Origin of the sequence: Sphingomonas kyeonggiensis, assembly GCF_030812785.1 — a bacterium.
Taxonomy (GTDB): domain Bacteria; phylum Pseudomonadota; class Alphaproteobacteria; order Sphingomonadales; family Sphingomonadaceae; genus Sphingomonas; species Sphingomonas kyeonggiensis_B.
This window is the reverse complement of the sequence record NZ_JAUSTJ010000002.1, coordinates 1,605,831-1,621,020: the sequence shown is the minus strand read 5'-3', so window position 1 is coordinate 1,621,020 and position 15,190 is coordinate 1,605,831. Positions and strand designations below refer to the sequence as shown.

Sequence of the window (15,190 nt, the reverse complement as noted above, 5' to 3'; positions counted from 1 at the left end):
GTTCGACCGTGGCCCCGCTGGCTCAGGCGTCGCGCAAGCCGACGCCCATCGAAGCGCGGGAGGATTCGCTTTCCGACGAGACCACCGGATAGGCGCAATAGTCCGCGGCGTAATAGGCGCTCGGCCGGTGGTTGCCCGACCAGCCCACGCCGCCGAAGGGCGCCGCCGAGGACGCGCCATTGGTCGGGCGGTTCCAGTTGACGATGCCGGCGCGGATGTTCGCCCAGAACTGGTCGTAGAGCTTGGGGTTCTGCGAGACCAGGCTGGCCGACAGGCCGTAGCGCGTGTCGTTCGCCTCGACGATCGCCTCCTCGAAGCTGTTCACCCGATAGACCTGGAGGATCGGGCCGAACAGCTCGACATCGACCTTCTCGTTCGCGCCGGTCATGTCGATGATGCCCGGGGTAAGGAAGGGGCGGCCCTCGATCGGGCGCTCCATGTGACGGATCGGGCGGCCGCCCATGGTGAGCAGCGCGAGGAAGCTCTCGGTGAGCATGTCGGCCGAGTCATTGTCGATCACCGGGCCCATGAACGGGGCGGGATCGGCATGCGGCTCGCCGATGATCAGCCGGCCGACCAGCTTGTTGAGCTCGGCCATCAGCGGCTCGTAGAGCTTCTCGTCGACGATCAGGCGGCGCGCGGCAGTGCAGCGCTGGCCGGCGGTGGTGAAGGCCGACTGCACGATGAGGACGGCGGCCGAATAGAGATCGGGCGTGTCCCACACCACGATCGGGTTGTTGCCGCCCATCTCCAGCGCGAGGATCTTCTCGGGCCTGGTGGCGAACTGGCGGTTGAGCGCGATGCCGGTATTGGCCGAGCCGGTGAACAGCAGGCCGTCGATGTCCGGATGCGCGGCAAGCGCCTTGCCCTCGTCCGGCCCGCCGATCAGCAGGCGGACACAGCCCTCGGGAATGCCGGCGGCGTGGAAACAATCGACCAGGAAGGCACCCGAGGCGGGGGTCTTCTCCGACGGCTTGAACACCACCGCATTGCCGGCGAGCAAGGCGGGGACGATGTGGCCGTTGGGCAGGTGGACCGGGAAGTTGTAGGGGCCGAGCACCGCGAGCACGCCGTGCGGCTTGTGGCGCAGCGCCAGGCGCGTGTTCATCGGCGCGTCGATGCGGCGCTGGCCAGTGCGCTCGGAAAAGGCGGTGATCGAGATGTCGACCTTGGCGATCACCGTCTCGACTTCGGTGCGCGCTTCCCAGAGCGGCTTGCCGGTCTCGCGGGCGAGCAGGTCGGTGAAGGCATCCGCCTTTTGCCGCACGACATTGGCGAAGCGGCGCAGCGCCTCGATCCGATAGGCGAGCGGATGGGCGGCCCAGGCGGCCCAGCTGGCGCGGGCGAGGGCGACTTCCTTGTCGGCGTCTCCGCTAGTCTGGCGCCAGAGAACCGCGCCGGTGGCGGGTTCGGTCGAGATGATTTCCGTGCCGGGCATCGATGTCGGGGGGAATTGGTCTTTCGGGAAGGTTGCCGTGCTTTGCACGAATTTCGGCTGCTAGGCCAGTGCCTCTGCCATATGCCGGATCGCGGCGACCTTGGCATGGAGCGGTCCCCAATCGTCCGATTCGGCGATCGCGGCCCAGATCGTCTCCACCTCGTCGATCAGCATCGAACAGGGGGCGCCCGACCAATAGGCGTGATCGCGCCTCTTGCGCGGCTGGTAGAATTCCAGCTGTCCGCGCAGATCATCGAACGCTTCGCCAAAATGGGCAGGAAGGTCACCGCCGAACGCGTCGAAGAAGAATTCGTCGAGCGGGGTCAGCGTCTCGGCAAGGGCCTTTTCCAGCACCCTCGTCAGGATTCCGTCTGCCTCAGTGCCGCGCGGGGTGACGCCGAGCCGCCAGAGCAGGGCGCTGGTGACTTCGCGCTGATAGACTTCGGGGAAGGCCTCCATCGCTTCGATCAGCGCTTCCTCGTCGGCGATCAGGCGCAGCGAGATGGCGAGCTGCATCGCGTCCCAATAGATCGCCTCGGGCTGGCGGCCGAAGGCGTAGAGGCCGGCATGGTCGAAATAGGCGGCGGTGAAGCCCGGCTCCCAGAAGGGGGCGAAGCGCCAGGGGCCGTAATCGAAGCTCTCGCCGGTGACGTTGATATTGTCGCTGTTGAGCACGCCGTGGACGAATCCGGCCGCCATGAAGCGCGCGGCCAGGGTCGCGGTGCGGGTGCAGACATGGGCGAGCAGGCGGGCGGGGCCGTCCTCGCCGGGTTCCTCGCCATAATAATGGCGCAGCACATAGGCGACGAGGCGCTCCATCGCCTCGGCTTCCTGGAAATGGGCGAGGCGCTGGAAGGTGCCGATGCGGATATGGCCGTGGTTGAGGCGGACCAGCACCGAGGAACGGGTGGGCGATGGTTCGTCGCCGCGGTGCAGCTCCTCGCCGGTCTCGATCAGCGAGAAGGTGCGCGAGGTGGGCACGTTCAGCGCCTCGAGCATCTCGGTGGCGAGGATCTCGCGGACGCCGCCCTTGAGCGTGAGGCGGCCGTCGCCGAAGCGGCTGTACGGCGTCTGGCCCGAGCCCTTGGTGCCGAGGTCCATCAGCCGGCCGCGCGAGTCGGTCATCTGCGCGAACAGGAAACCCCGGCCGTCGCCGATCTCGGGATTGTACACGCGGAACTGGTGGCCGTGATAGCGCAGCGCCAGTGGGGTCGGTAGCGAACCCGCGAGCGGCGCGAACCGCCCGAAATGGGCGATCCATTGCTCGTCGGTCAGTCCGTCCAGCCCGACCTCCGCTGCGGCGCGGTCGTTACGGAATCGCAGGATCGTCTGCGGGAAGCGCGCGGCGGCGACCGGATCGTAGAAGCGATCGCCGAGTTCGAGGATCGCCTGTTGCGGAGTGAAGTCCATGCGGCGATATGGGGAACAATGGCCGAGCGACGCAACTATTCCGACGGTTTCTGGTGGTCGCGGGACGGGATTCGTCTCCACTATCGCGAATATGCAGGCCCGGCGGACAAGCCGCCGGTGCTGTGCTTCCCGGGGCTGACGCGCAATGCGCGCGATTACGAGGCGCTGGCCGAGCGGCTGGCGGGGCAGTGGCGCGTGCTCTGTGTCGAGTTCCGCGGGCGCGGCGAGAGCGGCTATGCCAAGGACCCGATGTCCTATGTGCCGCTCACCTATTTCCAGGATGTCGAGGCGTTGCTCGAGGAGCTGAAGGTCGACAGGTTCGTCGCGGTCGGCACCTCGCTGGGCGGACTGGTGACGATGCTGCTCGCCGCCACGGAGCGCGACAAGCTGGCCGGCGTGGTGCTCAACGATGTCGGGCCCGAGATCAATCCGGCGGGACTCGCCCGGATCCGCACCTATGTCGGCAAGGGGGTGTGGTACCCGACCTGGATGCATGCGGCGCGGGCGCTGGCGAGCGGCAATGCCGATGTCTATCCCAATTATGCGATCGAGGACTGGCTGCGCATGGCCAAGCGGCTCTACCGGGTGAACAGCTCGGGGCGCATCGTCCTCGACTATGACATGAAGATCGCCGAGCCGTTCCGCGTGCCGGGCAACGAGGCCGGGCCGGACATGTGGCCGACGATCGACGCGATGAACGGCCGGCCGCTGCTGATCGTGCGTGGCGAGCGCTCCGATATCCTGAGCGAGGAGACTGCTGCCAAGATGGTGACGCGGGTGCCGGGCGCCGAGCTGGTCACCGTGCCCGGCATCGGCCATGCGCCGACGCTGGAGGAACCCGAGGCGGTGGCGGGGATCGAGCGGCTGCTGGTGAGGGTGGCAGGATAACACGCTCCTGACGACATGCTGTCAGTAGGGGTATGGCAGAAGATGCTTGTTCAACGCGAAAAGGAACGAGCAGATGCCTGAAGCGACCCAAGCCCATATCGTCTTCACCGAGATTCCGGCCGCCGATCCCGAGCGCGCCTGCCGGTTCTACGAGACCTTGCTGCAAGGCCCGCTTGCCAAGGTCGATGGCGGTCCCAATCCGATGTGGATGTTCCCGCACGCCGAGAGCGGGCATGCTGCGGGGCACGTCTATCCCGGCCAGCCTGCGAAGGACGGCAACGGCATGACCGCCCATTTCGCCGTGGACGATACCCTGGCCGACGCGATGGAGCGTGTCCGGAAGGGCGGCGGGGAAGTCGTGTCGGAGGTGATCGACATTCCGGTCGGATCGTTCTTCTATGCCAGGGACACCGAGGGCAACAGCCTGGGCCTGTTCAAGTACAAGAGCTGATGCGCAGGGCCGACCGCCTTTTCCAGATAGTGCAGTATCTGCGGGGCGGTCGCCTCGTCACCGCGGCGATGCTGGCGGAGCGGCTCGAAGTGTCCGAGCGCACCATCTATCGCGACGTCGCCGACCTGCAATCCACCGGCGTGCCCATCGATGGCGAGGCCGGCGTCGGCTATGTGATGCGCAGCGGCTATGACCTGCCGCCGCTAATGTTCACCCGCGACGAGATCGTCGCTCTCGTCGCGGGCGTGCGCATGGTGCGATCCTGGGGCGGCATAAGCATGGCGCGCGCCGCTGCCGAAGCGCTGGTGAAGATCGAACTCGTGCTGCCGCCGACCGAGCAGCAACGGGTCGCGCAGACCCATGTCTTCGCACCGCCGATGGAATTGACCGACGAGGGGCGCGCGCGGATCGACCTGGTGGAGAAGGCCATCGAAGCGCGCGATATCCTGCACTTTTCCTACGAGGACCGGCAGGGTGCCGCGACGCAGCGCCGCGTTCATCCGCTGGGCCTGTGGTTCTGGGGTAAGGTCTGGACGCTGGTGGCGTGGTGCGAAGCGCGGGAAGATTTCCGGATGTTCCGGCTCGATCGCGCCGCGGGGCTGGCGACCACGGGGGCGCAGTTCAGGCCGGTCGCCGAGCGCTCCCTGGCGGAATGCCTGCGGCGCTATGAGGCGCAGTTCGGCCCGCAGCGCTGAGCGACCGGGTTGGGTGACGACGAAGCGTCACCCTGTGCGCCGCGCCGGGATGACGGATTGCATTTTGGACGCTAAGCACCCCTTCCAACAATGCCTGTCCACATCCTTCACCTCCATTCGACCTTCAACCTCGGCGGCAAGGAAGCGCGTGCCGTGCGGTTGATGAACGCGTTCGGCGACAAGGCGCGGCACACGATCGTCTCGGCGATGCCCGACCAGCTCGAGGCGCGGGCGATGATCGCCAAGGGGATCAAGTACGAAATCGCCCAGGACCCGCCGCCGCTCTCGGGCAAGCCTTCGGTCAAGCGCTACGAGGCGATCGCGCGCTACATGCGCCGGTTCGACCTGGTGCTGACCTATAATTGGGGCGCGATCGACGGGGTGATGGCGGCGCGGGTGTTCGGCAAGGGCCTGCCGCCCGTCATTCACCACGAGGATGGGTTCAACCAGGACGAGGCGGAGAAGCTCAATCCGGTGCGCAACATGTACCGCCGGCTCGCCTTGCCGGCTGCAAATGCGCTGGTCGTGCCTTCCGACGTGCTCGAACGGATCGCGCTCAGGCAGTGGCGTCAGCCCGTTGATCGGCTGTTCCGCATCGCCAATGGCATTCCGACCAAGCTCTATGCCGGCAAGCCCGACATCGAGCTGATCCCCGAGCTCAAGAAGAAAAAGCCGGGCACCCTGGTGATCGGCTGCGTGGCGGGCCTCAGGCCGGTCAAGGACCTGCCGATGCTGGTCCGCGCCGCGGCGGGGCTCAACACGCGCTTCAAGCTGGTGATCGTCGGCGAGGGGCCGGAGCGCCAGACCATCCTCGACGCCGCCGAGGCGATGGCGATCGAGGACGATGTGATCCTGCCCGGATTCCTGCGCGAGCCGCACCGCTACATGGGCCTGTTCGACGTGTTCGCGCTCTCGTCGAAGAGCGAGCAGGCGCCGCTCTCGGTGCTGGAGGCGATGGCCGCGGGCCTGCCGGTGGTCGCGCCCCGGGTGGGCGACATCCCGAAGATGGTCGGCGAGCGCAACACACATTTCCTGCCGCCCGAGCGCACCGAGCTGCTGCTGCGCGACTATCTCGGCATGTTCGCCAAGCATCCCGAGGAGCGCGCGCTGGTGGGCGAGGAGAACCGCGCGCGCGTCCGTGCGTTGTTCGACGAGGGTGAGATGATCGCCGCCTATGCGCGGCTCTACGGCGCCGCAATGGGACGGCCTGACGCACTGCAATAACGAATGTTGCTCGCTTGTGGCGTCCAATCCGTCTAGCGTCGCCCGAATTTTTATTGGAGGTTATGTGTTCAAGGGTCTGTCGCCCATCCAGTACAACGGCCGCGAGGTCTGGCCGATCGTCGAGGGGGGCAAGGGTGTGGCTGCCACCAACCACGCCAGCGCAGGCGCCTGGGCCGCTGCGGGCGGCATCGGCACGGTCTCGGCGGTCAATGCCGACAGCTATGATGCCGAGGGCAAGATCATCCCGCAGATCTACAACGCACTCACGCGCCGCGAGCGCCATGAAGAGCTGATCGCCTATGCGATCGAAGGCGCCGTCCAGCAGGTCAAGAAGGCCTTCGAGATCGCCGGCGGCAAGGGCGCGATCAACATCAACGTGCTGTGGGAGATGGGTGGCGCGCAGCGCGTGCTGCACGGCGTGCTCGAGCGCACCCGCGGCATGGTTGCGGGCGTCACCTGCGGCGCGGGCATGCCCTACAAGCTCAGCGAGATCGCGGCGTCGTACAACGTCAACTACCTGCCGATCGTCAGCTCGGGCCGCGCCTTCCGGGCGCTGTGGAAGCGCGCCTATTCCAAGGCGAGCGAGTGGCTGGCCGCGGTGGTCTACGAAGATCCCTGGCTCGCCGGCGGCCATAACGGCCTGTCGAACGCCGAGGACCCACTGAAGCCGCAGGACCCCTATCCGCGCGTCAAGGAACTGCGCGCGGTGATGCGCGAAGGCGGCATCTCGGACAGCGTGCCGATCGTTATGGCCGGCGGCGTCTGGTATCTGCGCGACTGGAGCAACTGGATCGACAATCCCGAGCTGGGTGCGATCGCCTTCCAGTTCGGCACCCGCCCGCTGCTCACCCAGGAGAGCCCGATCCCGGCCGAGTGGAAGGCCAAGCTGATGGAGATCGAGGAAGGCGAGGTGCTGCTGCACCGCTTCTCGCCGACCGGCTTCTACTCCTCGGCGGTGCGCAACCCGTTCCTGCGCAGCCTGGAAGCGCGCAGCGAGCGCCAGATCCCCTATTCGACGGAAGAGGCGGGCGACCATACCTTCCAGCTCGACGTGGGCGTGAAGGGCAAGAATTTCTGGGTGACCCGCAACGACCTGCTGCGTGCGCGCCAGTGGTTCGGCGAGGGCTTCACCTCGGCGCTCAAGACCCCGGACAACACGTTGGTGTTCGTGACGTCGGAGGAGCAGCAGATCATCCGCACCGACCAGAAGGACTGCATGGGCTGCCTCAGCCAGTGCGCCTTCTCGTCCTGGGCGGATACCGAGACCAACTCGACCGGCCGGCTGGCCGATCCGCGCAGCTTCTGCATCCAGAAGACGCTGCAGGACATCGCGCATGGCGGCCCGACCGACCACAATCTGATGTTCGCGGGGCATGCCGCCTACAACTTCAAGCGGGACCCGTTCTATTCGAACGGCTTCGTTCCGACGGTGAAGCAGCTGGTGGACCGTATCCTGACGGGCGACTGAGGGGTTTCCGGCGCGGCTTCGGCCGCATCTCGGGGGTCGTCAGGAGACTTCGGTCAGATCCGCCGGTGCGGAAGCGCGGCGCGACGGGCCGCGGAGGCGATTGAGGCCGGCGCGCAGCCAGCTCTGGAAGATGCCGGGGCTGGTGCCGGCCGGCGGGACCGTTGCATCATTGGCGGCGGTCCGGTTCTGGGTTACCGCCGGCCCTTCGTTCGCGGCCCGGAGCAGGGCGTTGAAGTTGAGCCGTTCGATCAGCTTGATGCCGAGCGCCTTGCCCTTCACCCAGACGACCTTGCCGACCAGCGCCAGCGAGGCCCGGCGGACCTCGACAAAGGTTCCCGGCCTGGGCGGGAACGGCGCCAGCAGCATCATGCCGTGGGGCGAGATGTTGCGGATGGTAACGTCACTCCATCCTCCCTTGCTACGCATCTGGGCGGGAATGACGACCTCCCGCCGCGATTCTCTCGGTATCATCGGATGTCCCCCGACGCGCCGCCCGGACAGGCAGCTTCGCGTAAGTAGAATTACGCAGAATTACATTTACCGACCGCTTGCGGACTCTGGTTAATGCGCCGGAAGAAGCTCCGTATCGGAGTTATCGGCTAAGTAATCGCAAGTATTTATCAGATAACTACAGCCAGCCGTCGAGCACCTGATCGGGCGGGCGGTGGCCGTCGGACCAGGCGCGGATATTGGCGATTACCTTGACGCCCATGTCCTCGCGACCCTCGAACGTCGCCGATCCGAGGTGCGGGAGGAGCACCACGTTTTCGAGGCCGAGCAGGCGGGGAGCGACCGCGGGCTCGTTCACATAGACGTCGAGCCCGGCGCCGGCGATGCGCCGCTCCGACAGCGCTGCGATCATCGCGTCATTGTCGACGATCTCGCCGCGGGCGGTGTTGATCAGCCAGCCCTTGGGGCCGAGCAGGTCGAGCCGGCGCGCATCGATCAGTCCGCCGGTGGAGCCGGTGTGCGGGGTGTGGATGGTCAGGATGTCCGCCGCCTCGAGCATCGAATCGAGCTCGCTGTGCCAGGTGGCGCCCAACTGGGCCTCGAGCACCTGAGGCAGGCGGTGGCGGTTGTGGTAATGGATCTGCAGGCCGAAGGCGCGGGCGCGCATCGCCACCGCCTGGCCGATCCGGCCCATGCCGAGGATGCCGAGCTTCCTGCCGCCGATCCGGTGGCCGCGCATCGAGGTGGGCGCCCAGCCGGTCCAGCCGCCGGCGCGGACCAGCTCGTCGCCCTCGACCAGCCGGCGCGGCACCGCGAGGATCAGCGCCATCGCCATGTCGGCGGTGTCCTCGGTCAGCACGCCGGGCGTGTTGGTGACGGTGATGCCGCGCTCGCGGGCCGCCTTGAGGTCGATATGGCCGACGCCGGCGCCGTAATTGGCGATCAGGCGCAGGCGATCGGGCGCGGCGGCGATCAGTGCGGCGTCGATCCGGTCGGTGACGGTGGGGACCAGCACGTCGCAATCGGCCATCGCGGCGGCGAGCGCTTCGGCGGTCATCGGGGTGTCGGTGGCATTGGTCGCCGCATCGAACAGCTGGGACATGCGCCCCTCGATCCTCTCGGGCAGCGCGCGGGTGACGATCACCCGGGGGCGGGAAGGGCGCGGGCCTTGTGCCATAAAGAGCGGCTTGGCGGGTGGCACGGCGCCAGTCAACGGTTGATGGCGGGGGCGAGGTGCGCGTAGATGCGGCTCGGACACAGTTTGAATGGGGGTCGCATGCGTTTGGGGAAGTGGGTCGTGCTCGGCGTCGTCGCGCTGGGGCTGGCCGTTCCCGCATCGGCGCAGCGCAAGACGCCCTATTTCGTCTCGATCAAGGCCGAGAAGGCGCGGATGCGCACCGGGCCGGGGCGCAACTATCCGTCGAACTGGCTCTACCAGCGCCGCGGGCTGCCGCTCAAGGTGATCGACATCTATGGCGAGTGGCGCAAGGTCGAGGACCCGGACGGTACCCAGGGCTGGATGCTCGCCAACCTGCTCGACGACGTGCGCACCGCGATGGTGATCGGCACGGTGACCGAGATGCGGGACGCGCCGCGGTTCAACGCCCGGGTGAGCTGGCGCGCGGCGCCGGGCGTTGTCGGCCGGGTGAGCCGCTGCGCGAGCAACTGGTGCTGGTTCGACGTCGCCGGGCGCGGCGGCTATGTCGAGCAGAGCCATATCTGGGGGACAGACCCCGGCGAGACGGTGAACTGATCCACCCCCTGTTGGGGCGCAGCGGGGAGCCGAGCCGGTGTGTGGGCGTTGCAGGGCTGAGGAGAAACGAATGACCTTCCGACTTGCTCTTGCCGCCCTTGCGGGCGCGTTGATCGCGAGCGGCGCCTCGGCGCAGACCGCGGGTGCCTTCATGCAGAACCCTGCCTTCAAGGATCCCGCGCCGGCCAAGTGCGAGACGACGTTCGACATGCAGCATTGCGCGGCGCGTGACCTGCGGGTCGCGGATGCGCAGATGAGCGCGCGCTATTCGGCGCTGCGGGCGCGGTTGAAGCCGGCGGCTCGGCAGAAGCTGCTGGTGGAGCAGCGCAAATGGCTGGCCGAGCGCGACCGGGGGTGCGTTGCCAAGGGGAAGCGCTATCGAGGTGGCACGATCGCGCCGGTGGTGGTGGCGCAGTGCTGGGTCGATGTGACGAAGGCGCGGGCGAAGGTGTTGGCGCGGCGCTAGCGCTCACCGGATGGAAGCGCCAATCCCTTCTTTGTGCTCCTGGGAAAGCAGGAGCCTAGGGTAACGAAGTGCTTGATTACCCTGGGTTCCTGCTTTCCCAGGAATACTGCCAGTAACTCAGGCGAGCTTGTAGGGCGTCGGGTCGCCGCGTTCCTCGATCAGCTGGCGGCGGGCCTCGGTGCGCGCCTCTTCGTACCAGGCGCGGGCGGTCTCCGGGAGCGAGGCGAGGATCGCTTCGTCGGGCTCGACTGCGATGCGGCCGACCAGTTCCTCCACTTCCACGCCGAGCAGCGGCGCCAGCAGGCGCATGGTGCGGGCGCGCAGGCGGAATTCGAAATCGTCGAGGCGCGCCGATTCCACCTCGGCCTTTTTGAGCAGCGCGCCTCGCAGATCGAAGACCATTTCGTCCTCTCTTCGTCATCCCGGCGGAAGCCGGGATGACGGCTTGGGGCTTAGTCCAACAATTCCACCGCCATCGCGGTCGCTTCGCCGCCACCGATGCAGAGCGAGGCGAGGCCGCGCCGGGCGCCACGGGTCTCGAGCGCCGAGAGCAGCGTAGCGAGGACGCGGGCGCCGCTCGCGCCGATCGGGTGGCCGAGCGCGCAGGCGCCGCCGTTGACGTTGAGCACCGCGTGATCGAGCGACAGCTCCTTCATCGCGATCATCGCGACGGCGGCGAAGGCTTCGTTGACTTCGAACAGGTCGACATCGCCGATCCCCCAGCCGGCCTTCGCCAGCGCCTTCTTCATCGCGAAGACCGGGGCGGTGGTGAAGCGCGCCGGGGCATGGGCGTGCGCGGCATGGGCGACGACGCGGGCGACCGGCGTAAGGCCAAGCTTCTCGGCGACGCTCAGCCGGGTCATCACCAAAGCGGCGGCGCCGTCGGAGATCGAGGAGGCGTTGGCCGCGGTGATCGTGCCGTCCTTGGAAAAGGCGGGCTTGAGCGTCGGGATCTTGGCGGGATCGGCCTTGGCGGGCTGCTCGTCGGCGGCGACCGAGACCACGCCCTTGCGGGTCTTCACTTCGACTGGGACGATCTCGCGGTCGAAGGCGCCGCTCGCCTGGGCGGCCTTGGCGCGTTCGAGGCTGGCGATGGCGAAATCGTCCTGCGCCTGACGGGTGAACTGATATTCCTGCGCCACTTCCTCGGCGAAATTGCCCATCAGCTTGCCGGGCTCATAGGCATCCTCGAGCCCGTCGAGATACATGTGATCCTTGAGCACGTCATGGCCGATGCGGGCGCCGGCGCGGTGGCGCATCGACAGGTACGGCGCGTTGGTCATGCTCTCCATCCCGCCCGCGATCAGCAGGTCGACCGAGCCGGCGGCGAGCGCCTCGGCGGCCATGATCGCCGCCTGCATGCCCGAGCCGCACATCTTGTTCACGGTCGTCGCTTCGATGTGGTTGGGCAGGCCTGCTTTGAGCGCCGCCTGGCGCGCCGGCGCCTGGCCGAGACCGGCGGGGAGGACGCAGCCCATATAGATGCGCTCGATCGCGTCACCCTTCAGCCCCGCGCGTTCAACTGCGGCGCCGACGGCGGCCGCACCGAGATCGGTGGCGGAAGCGTCGGTCAGCACGCCCTGGAAGCTCCCCATTGGCGTGCGGGCATAGGAAGCGATGACGACGTCGTCGGCGGACATATTGGATCCTCTCATTGGTTGGGGCGCATCTAGTAACTGATGCGACGGTTTGCAAAAGCCGCGCGGCCCGGCATGAAAGGCGCCGAACATGAACCTGGTCGAGATTCTCAAATGGTATGCCTCGATCAGCGGGATCATCGCAGCGTTCATGGTGTCGCTGGACCTGGGACGCCGGATCACCGGCTGGGGCTTCGTGCTGTTCGTCACCTCGAGCATCGCCTGGATCTGCGGGGCGCTGATGACCAAGGACGAGCCGCTCTGGACGCAGAACATCGTGCTGTTCGGGATCAATTGCCTGGGCATCTATCGCTATCTGATCCGCAGGAAGAAGCCCGTTCATGACGATTGATTCGGCATGGGGCTGGGGCGTGCTGCTTGGCGTTCTGGGGCTGGTCTTCGGCAGCTTCATCGCGACGCTGGCGATCCGCTGGCCGGCGGGGCGCGAGATCGGCCATGGCCGCTCGGAATGCGACAGTTGCGGCAAGGGGTTGCGCGCCGGCGAGCTGGTGCCGGTGCTGAGCTACCTCCTCCAGCGCGGCCGCTGCCGGGGCTGCGGCGCTCCGATCCGGATGAGCCATTTGCTGACCGAGCTGGTCGGCGGGGCGATCGGCGTGGCGGCGGCGATCGTCTCGCCCGATCCTGCCGGGGCCGCGGGGGCGGTGTTCGGCTGGCTGCTGCTCACCCTGGCGGCGCTCGACGTGGCGGCCTTGTGGCTGCCCAATGCGCTGACCGCTACGCTGGCGGCAACGGGGCTGGGTACCGGCTTGCTGGGCCTGGGGCCGCCGCTGGACGAGCGGCTGATCGGCGGGGCTGCCGGGTTCGGCGTGCTGTGGCTGGTCGCCTGGAGCTACAAGCGGCTGCGCGGGCGGCAGGGGCTGGGCGGGGGCGACCCGAAGCTGTTCGGCGGGATCGGGCTGTGGCTCGGCTGGCATGCGCTGCCGCTGGTGCTGCTCGCCGCCTGCCTGATCGGGCTGGCAGGGGTGCTGGGGTTGATGGTCGGCGGACACCGGGTGACGGCGACCGACCGGTTGCCTTTCGGGGTGATGCTGGCGGCGGCGGCCTTTGCGGTGTGGCTCGGCTTGGCGATCGGACCGATACCGGTTTAGGCTCGCCCCAAAAGAGGGAGAGTGGGCATGCGAAGCGTGATGCTGGGCGCGGGCGTGGTGCTGGGGGCATGCATCGGTGGCGGGGCGCTGGCGCAGGAGCGGCCGGAACCGCCACGGATCGACGTGGTCGCCAGCGGGACGGTCGAGCTTCCCCCCGAGATCGCGACGATCCGCTACGTCGTGCGCGGCGAGGGCCAGAGCGCGGATGAGGCGACCCGGGCATTGGTGGCGCGCAAGGGGCAGATAGAGCAGGCGCTCGGCCAGTTCGCCGATACCAGGCTCGATATCCGCACGGGTACGATGCGCGTGCAGGAAGTGCGCAGCGCCGAGTGCCGGCGGGGCGAGATGGGCATGGCGCAGCCGCGGCTCTCCACCGGCGCCTGTGCCGTGCAGGGCTATGTTGCCGACATGAGCGTGACGGCGTCGGTATCGCCGATCGACCGGGCAGGAACGCTGACCGGCGCGGTGGCGCAGGCGGGCGGCTCGGAGGTCGCAATGGCGCAATTCGCGCTGCGCGATCCTGCGGCGGCGCGGCGCAAGGCGATGGCGGTGGCACTCGCCAACGGCAAGGCGCAGGCCGATGCTATCGCCGCGGCTTCGGGTGCGAAGCTGGGGCCGCTGCTGCGGGTGACCGATTTCGACATGCGGGACGGGATCGTGGCGCAGGACATCGGCGCCGCGCCGCGGGTGATGGTGAGCGGTTCGCGCCTAGCATCTGTGCCAGTCGCCATAAATCCGGACAAGGTTACGATAACCGCCCGCCTCAACCTCAGCTATGAGATCGTCCGATGAGCATGCGTGACCTGCTTGATGCCCAGCGTGGGGCCTTCATGGCCGAGCTGCCCGTTCCGCTCGATGTGCGGCGCGACCGGCTGAAGCGGGCGATCGCGATGGTCGCCGACAATGCCGACAGGCTCTGCGACGCGCTGAGCGAGGATTTCGGGCATCGCAGCCGCGAGCAATCGATGATCACCGACATCGCCGCCTCGGTCGGGCCGCTCAAGCATGCGCTCAAGCATCTGGCGCGCTGGGCGAAGCCGGAACGCAAGCCGGTGCTGTTCCCGCTGGGTCTGCTCGGCGGGCGTGGGCATATCGAGTATCAGCCCAAGGGCGTGGTGGGGATCATCGCGCCGTGGAACTTCCCGGTGCAACTGGTGGTGAGCCCGCTCGCGGGCGTGTTCGCCGCGGGCAACCGGGCGATGGTGAAGACCAGCGAGTATACGCCGGTGACCAGCGCGCTGATGGCCGAGCTGGCGGCGCGCTATTTCGATCCGGCCGAGCTGGCGTTCGTCAGCGGCGGGCCCGAGGCGGGCAAGGCCTTTGCCGAACTGCCGTTCGACCATCTGCTGTTCACCGGCGCTACGGGGATCGCCAAGCACATCCTGCACGCGGCGGCGGACAATCTGGTGCCGGTGACGCTGGAACTGGGCGGCAAGTCGCCGGTGGTGGTGGGCCGCTCGGCCGATATCGCCCAGACGACCGAGCGGGTGGCGCTGGGCAAGATGCTCAACGCGGGCCAGATCTGCCTGGCGCCCGATTACATGCTGGTGCCCGAGGAGAAGGAGGCCGAGCTGGTCGACGGGCTCGTCGCCGCGGCCACGCGCATGTATCCCACGCTGCTGTCGAACCCAGACTATACCGCGGTGATCAACGACCGGCATTATGAGCGGCTGACCGGGTGGATCGAGGATGCGCGGGCCAAGGGTGCCGAGGTGATCGCGGTCAATCCGGCGAAGGAGGATCTGGGCAGCTCCAATGCGCGCAAGCTGCCGCTCCACATCATCCGCAACCCGACCGACGACATGACGGTGATGCAGGAGGAGATCTTCGGCCCCGTGCTGCCGGTGCGGCGCTACGCGAAGCTGGAGGATGCGATCGGCGAAGTGAACCGGCGCGACCGGCCGCTGGCGCTCTATTATTTCGGCAAGGACGAGGGCGAGAAGCGCCAGGTGCTCGACCGGACGATCTCGGGCGGGGCGACGGTCAACGACGTGATCTTCCATGTCAGCCAGGAGGAGCTGCCGTTCGGCGGCATCGGCCCCTCGGGCATGGGCGCCTATCATGGCGAGATCGGCTTCCGGACGTTCAGCCATGCAAAGTCGGTGTACAGCCAGCCCAAGCTGGATGTGGCCGGGCTGGCGGGGCTCAAGCCGCCCTATGGCAAGAAGACACGCGCGGCGATCGCGCGGCAGATGAAGTAG

The 15,190-nt window shown here is 67.7% G+C and carries 17 protein-coding genes; 11 read left to right on the top strand and 6 right to left on the bottom strand.

Translation table 11 applies throughout. The features are described 5' to 3' along the window. Positions 1-22 precede the first annotated feature (22 nt). Together astD and J2W22_RS17255 are read right to left on the bottom strand one after the other, a co-directional pair. Complete coding sequence (gene astD / locus J2W22_RS17260) at positions 23-1,438, bottom strand: succinylglutamate-semialdehyde dehydrogenase (protein ID WP_307119460.1); 1,416 nt, start codon at positions 1,436-1,438, stop codon at positions 23-25. Between the two features lie 60 nt (positions 1,439-1,498). Further along, positions 1,499-2,848: a protein adenylyltransferase SelO family protein gene (locus J2W22_RS17255; RefSeq protein WP_307119459.1), complete on the bottom strand. Its 1,350-nt coding sequence runs from the start codon at positions 2,846-2,848 to the stop codon at positions 1,499-1,501. An 18-nt stretch (positions 2,849-2,866) separates the two neighbouring features. On the opposite strand from J2W22_RS17255, the gene J2W22_RS17250 reads away from it, so the two are divergent. The 5 genes from J2W22_RS17250 to J2W22_RS17230 all read left to right on the top strand — a co-directional run bounded on the left by J2W22_RS17250 (position 2,867) and on the right by J2W22_RS17230 (position 7,574). Next, a complete protein-coding gene (locus J2W22_RS17250; RefSeq protein WP_307119458.1) occupies positions 2,867-3,736 on the top strand; it encodes an alpha/beta fold hydrolase in 870 nt (289 codons plus the stop codon). Positions 3,737-3,809: 73 nt separating this feature from the next. After that, positions 3,810-4,187: a VOC family protein gene (locus J2W22_RS17245; protein ID WP_307119457.1), complete on the top strand. Its 378-nt coding sequence runs from the start codon at positions 3,810-3,812 to the stop codon at positions 4,185-4,187. Further along, positions 4,187-4,882: a helix-turn-helix transcriptional regulator gene (locus tag J2W22_RS17240; protein ID WP_307119456.1), complete on the top strand. Its 696-nt coding sequence runs from the start codon at positions 4,187-4,189 to the stop codon at positions 4,880-4,882. Before J2W22_RS17245 ends, J2W22_RS17240 begins: the two co-directional genes overlap by 1 nt. 90 nt (positions 4,883-4,972) lie before the next feature. Beyond that, positions 4,973-6,106 carry a glycosyltransferase gene (locus tag J2W22_RS17235; protein WP_307119455.1) on the top strand — a complete coding sequence of 378 codons (1,134 nt, stop codon included), beginning with the start codon at positions 4,973-4,975 and terminating at the stop codon, positions 6,104-6,106. 64 nt (positions 6,107-6,170) lie between these two features. Beyond that, on the top strand, positions 6,171-7,574 hold the full coding sequence (locus tag J2W22_RS17230) for an NAD(P)H-dependent flavin oxidoreductase (RefSeq protein ID WP_307119454.1): 1,404 nt from the start codon (positions 6,171-6,173) through the stop codon (positions 7,572-7,574). Between the two features lie 39 nt (positions 7,575-7,613). Here the strand turns inward: J2W22_RS17230 and J2W22_RS17225 are convergent, their stop codons facing one another. Both J2W22_RS17225 and J2W22_RS17220 read right to left on the bottom strand, forming a co-directional pair. Then, a complete protein-coding gene (locus tag J2W22_RS17225) occupies positions 7,614-8,045 on the bottom strand; it encodes a PilZ domain-containing protein (protein ID WP_307119453.1) in 432 nt (143 codons plus the stop codon). Between the two features lie 157 nt (positions 8,046-8,202). Next, entirely contained in the window at positions 8,203-9,201 is a 999-nt protein-coding gene (locus tag J2W22_RS17220; RefSeq protein ID WP_307119452.1) for a 2-hydroxyacid dehydrogenase, read from the bottom strand. A gap of 99 nt (positions 9,202-9,300) precedes the next feature. On the opposite strand from J2W22_RS17220, the gene J2W22_RS17215 reads away from it, so the two are divergent. Further along, positions 9,301-9,777 (top strand): SH3 domain-containing protein, encoded by a 477-nt coding sequence (locus J2W22_RS17215; RefSeq protein ID WP_307119451.1) that lies wholly within the window; start codon positions 9,301-9,303, stop codon positions 9,775-9,777. Between the two features lie 70 nt (positions 9,778-9,847). Continuing rightward, positions 9,848-10,243, top strand: a complete 396-nt coding sequence (locus J2W22_RS17210) for a lysozyme inhibitor LprI family protein (protein ID WP_307119450.1) — start codon at positions 9,848-9,850, stop codon at positions 10,241-10,243. Positions 10,244-10,360: 117 nt separating this feature from the next. Here the strand turns inward: J2W22_RS17210 and J2W22_RS17205 are convergent, their stop codons facing one another. Together J2W22_RS17205 and J2W22_RS17200 are read right to left on the bottom strand one after the other, a co-directional pair. Further along, positions 10,361-10,645 carry a hypothetical protein gene (locus tag J2W22_RS17205; protein WP_307119449.1) on the bottom strand — a complete coding sequence of 95 codons (285 nt, stop codon included), beginning with the start codon at positions 10,643-10,645 and terminating at the stop codon, positions 10,361-10,363. Positions 10,646-10,695: 50 nt separating this feature from the next. Then, positions 10,696-11,883 (bottom strand): acetyl-CoA C-acyltransferase, encoded by a 1,188-nt coding sequence (locus J2W22_RS17200; RefSeq protein ID WP_307119448.1) that lies wholly within the window; start codon positions 11,881-11,883, stop codon positions 10,696-10,698. Positions 11,884-11,971: 88 nt separating this feature from the next. Between J2W22_RS17200 and J2W22_RS17195 the strand changes: the two genes are divergently transcribed. From J2W22_RS17195 to J2W22_RS17180, 4 genes are read left to right on the top strand one after another with little or no spacing between them, the layout of a single operon-like run. Next, a complete protein-coding gene (locus J2W22_RS17195; RefSeq protein WP_307119447.1) occupies positions 11,972-12,232 on the top strand; it encodes a hypothetical protein in 261 nt (86 codons plus the stop codon). Further along, positions 12,222-12,989: a prepilin peptidase gene (locus J2W22_RS17190; protein ID WP_307119446.1), complete on the top strand. Its 768-nt coding sequence runs from the start codon at positions 12,222-12,224 to the stop codon at positions 12,987-12,989. The genes J2W22_RS17195 and J2W22_RS17190 overlap by 11 nt, the downstream gene beginning before the upstream one ends. 27 nt (positions 12,990-13,016) lie before the next feature. After that, positions 13,017-13,781 carry an SIMPL domain-containing protein gene (locus tag J2W22_RS17185; protein ID WP_307119445.1) on the top strand — a complete coding sequence of 255 codons (765 nt, stop codon included), beginning with the start codon at positions 13,017-13,019 and terminating at the stop codon, positions 13,779-13,781. Beyond that, entirely contained in the window at positions 13,778-15,190 is a 1,413-nt protein-coding gene (locus J2W22_RS17180; protein WP_307119444.1) for a coniferyl aldehyde dehydrogenase, read from the top strand. The genes J2W22_RS17185 and J2W22_RS17180 overlap by 4 nt, the downstream gene beginning before the upstream one ends.

Excerpts from the sequence above, each read along its gene's own strand:
- astD (WP_307119460.1), bottom strand. The coding sequence starts at position 1,438 with ATGCCCGGCACGGAAATCATCTCGACCGAACCCGCCACCGGCGCGGTT.
- J2W22_RS17255 (WP_307119459.1), bottom strand. The coding sequence starts at position 2,848 with ATGGACTTCACTCCGCAACAGGCGATCCTCGAACTCGGCGATCGCTTC.
- J2W22_RS17250 (WP_307119458.1), top strand. The coding sequence starts at position 2,867 with ATGGCCGAGCGACGCAACTATTCCGACGGTTTCTGGTGGTCGCGGGAC.
- J2W22_RS17245 (WP_307119457.1), top strand. The coding sequence starts at position 3,810 with ATGCCTGAAGCGACCCAAGCCCATATCGTCTTCACCGAGATTCCGGCC.
- J2W22_RS17240 (WP_307119456.1), top strand. The coding sequence starts at position 4,187 with ATGCGCAGGGCCGACCGCCTTTTCCAGATAGTGCAGTATCTGCGGGGC.
- J2W22_RS17235 (WP_307119455.1), top strand. The coding sequence starts at position 4,973 with ATGCCTGTCCACATCCTTCACCTCCATTCGACCTTCAACCTCGGCGGC.
- J2W22_RS17225 (WP_307119453.1), bottom strand. The coding sequence starts at position 8,045 with ATGATACCGAGAGAATCGCGGCGGGAGGTCGTCATTCCCGCCCAGATG.
- J2W22_RS17220 (WP_307119452.1), bottom strand. The coding sequence starts at position 9,201 with ATGGCACAAGGCCCGCGCCCTTCCCGCCCCCGGGTGATCGTCACCCGC.
- J2W22_RS17215 (WP_307119451.1), top strand. The coding sequence starts at position 9,301 with ATGCGTTTGGGGAAGTGGGTCGTGCTCGGCGTCGTCGCGCTGGGGCTG.
- J2W22_RS17210 (WP_307119450.1), top strand. The coding sequence starts at position 9,848 with ATGACCTTCCGACTTGCTCTTGCCGCCCTTGCGGGCGCGTTGATCGCG.
- J2W22_RS17205 (WP_307119449.1), bottom strand. The coding sequence starts at position 10,645 with ATGGTCTTCGATCTGCGAGGCGCGCTGCTCAAAAAGGCCGAGGTGGAA.
- J2W22_RS17200 (WP_307119448.1), bottom strand. The coding sequence starts at position 11,883 with ATGTCCGCCGACGACGTCGTCATCGCTTCCTATGCCCGCACGCCAATG.
- J2W22_RS17195 (WP_307119447.1), top strand. The coding sequence starts at position 11,972 with ATGAACCTGGTCGAGATTCTCAAATGGTATGCCTCGATCAGCGGGATC.
- J2W22_RS17190 (WP_307119446.1), top strand. The coding sequence starts at position 12,222 with ATGACGATTGATTCGGCATGGGGCTGGGGCGTGCTGCTTGGCGTTCTG.
- J2W22_RS17185 (WP_307119445.1), top strand. The coding sequence starts at position 13,017 with ATGCGAAGCGTGATGCTGGGCGCGGGCGTGGTGCTGGGGGCATGCATC.
- J2W22_RS17180 (WP_307119444.1), top strand. The coding sequence starts at position 13,778 with ATGAGCATGCGTGACCTGCTTGATGCCCAGCGTGGGGCCTTCATGGCC.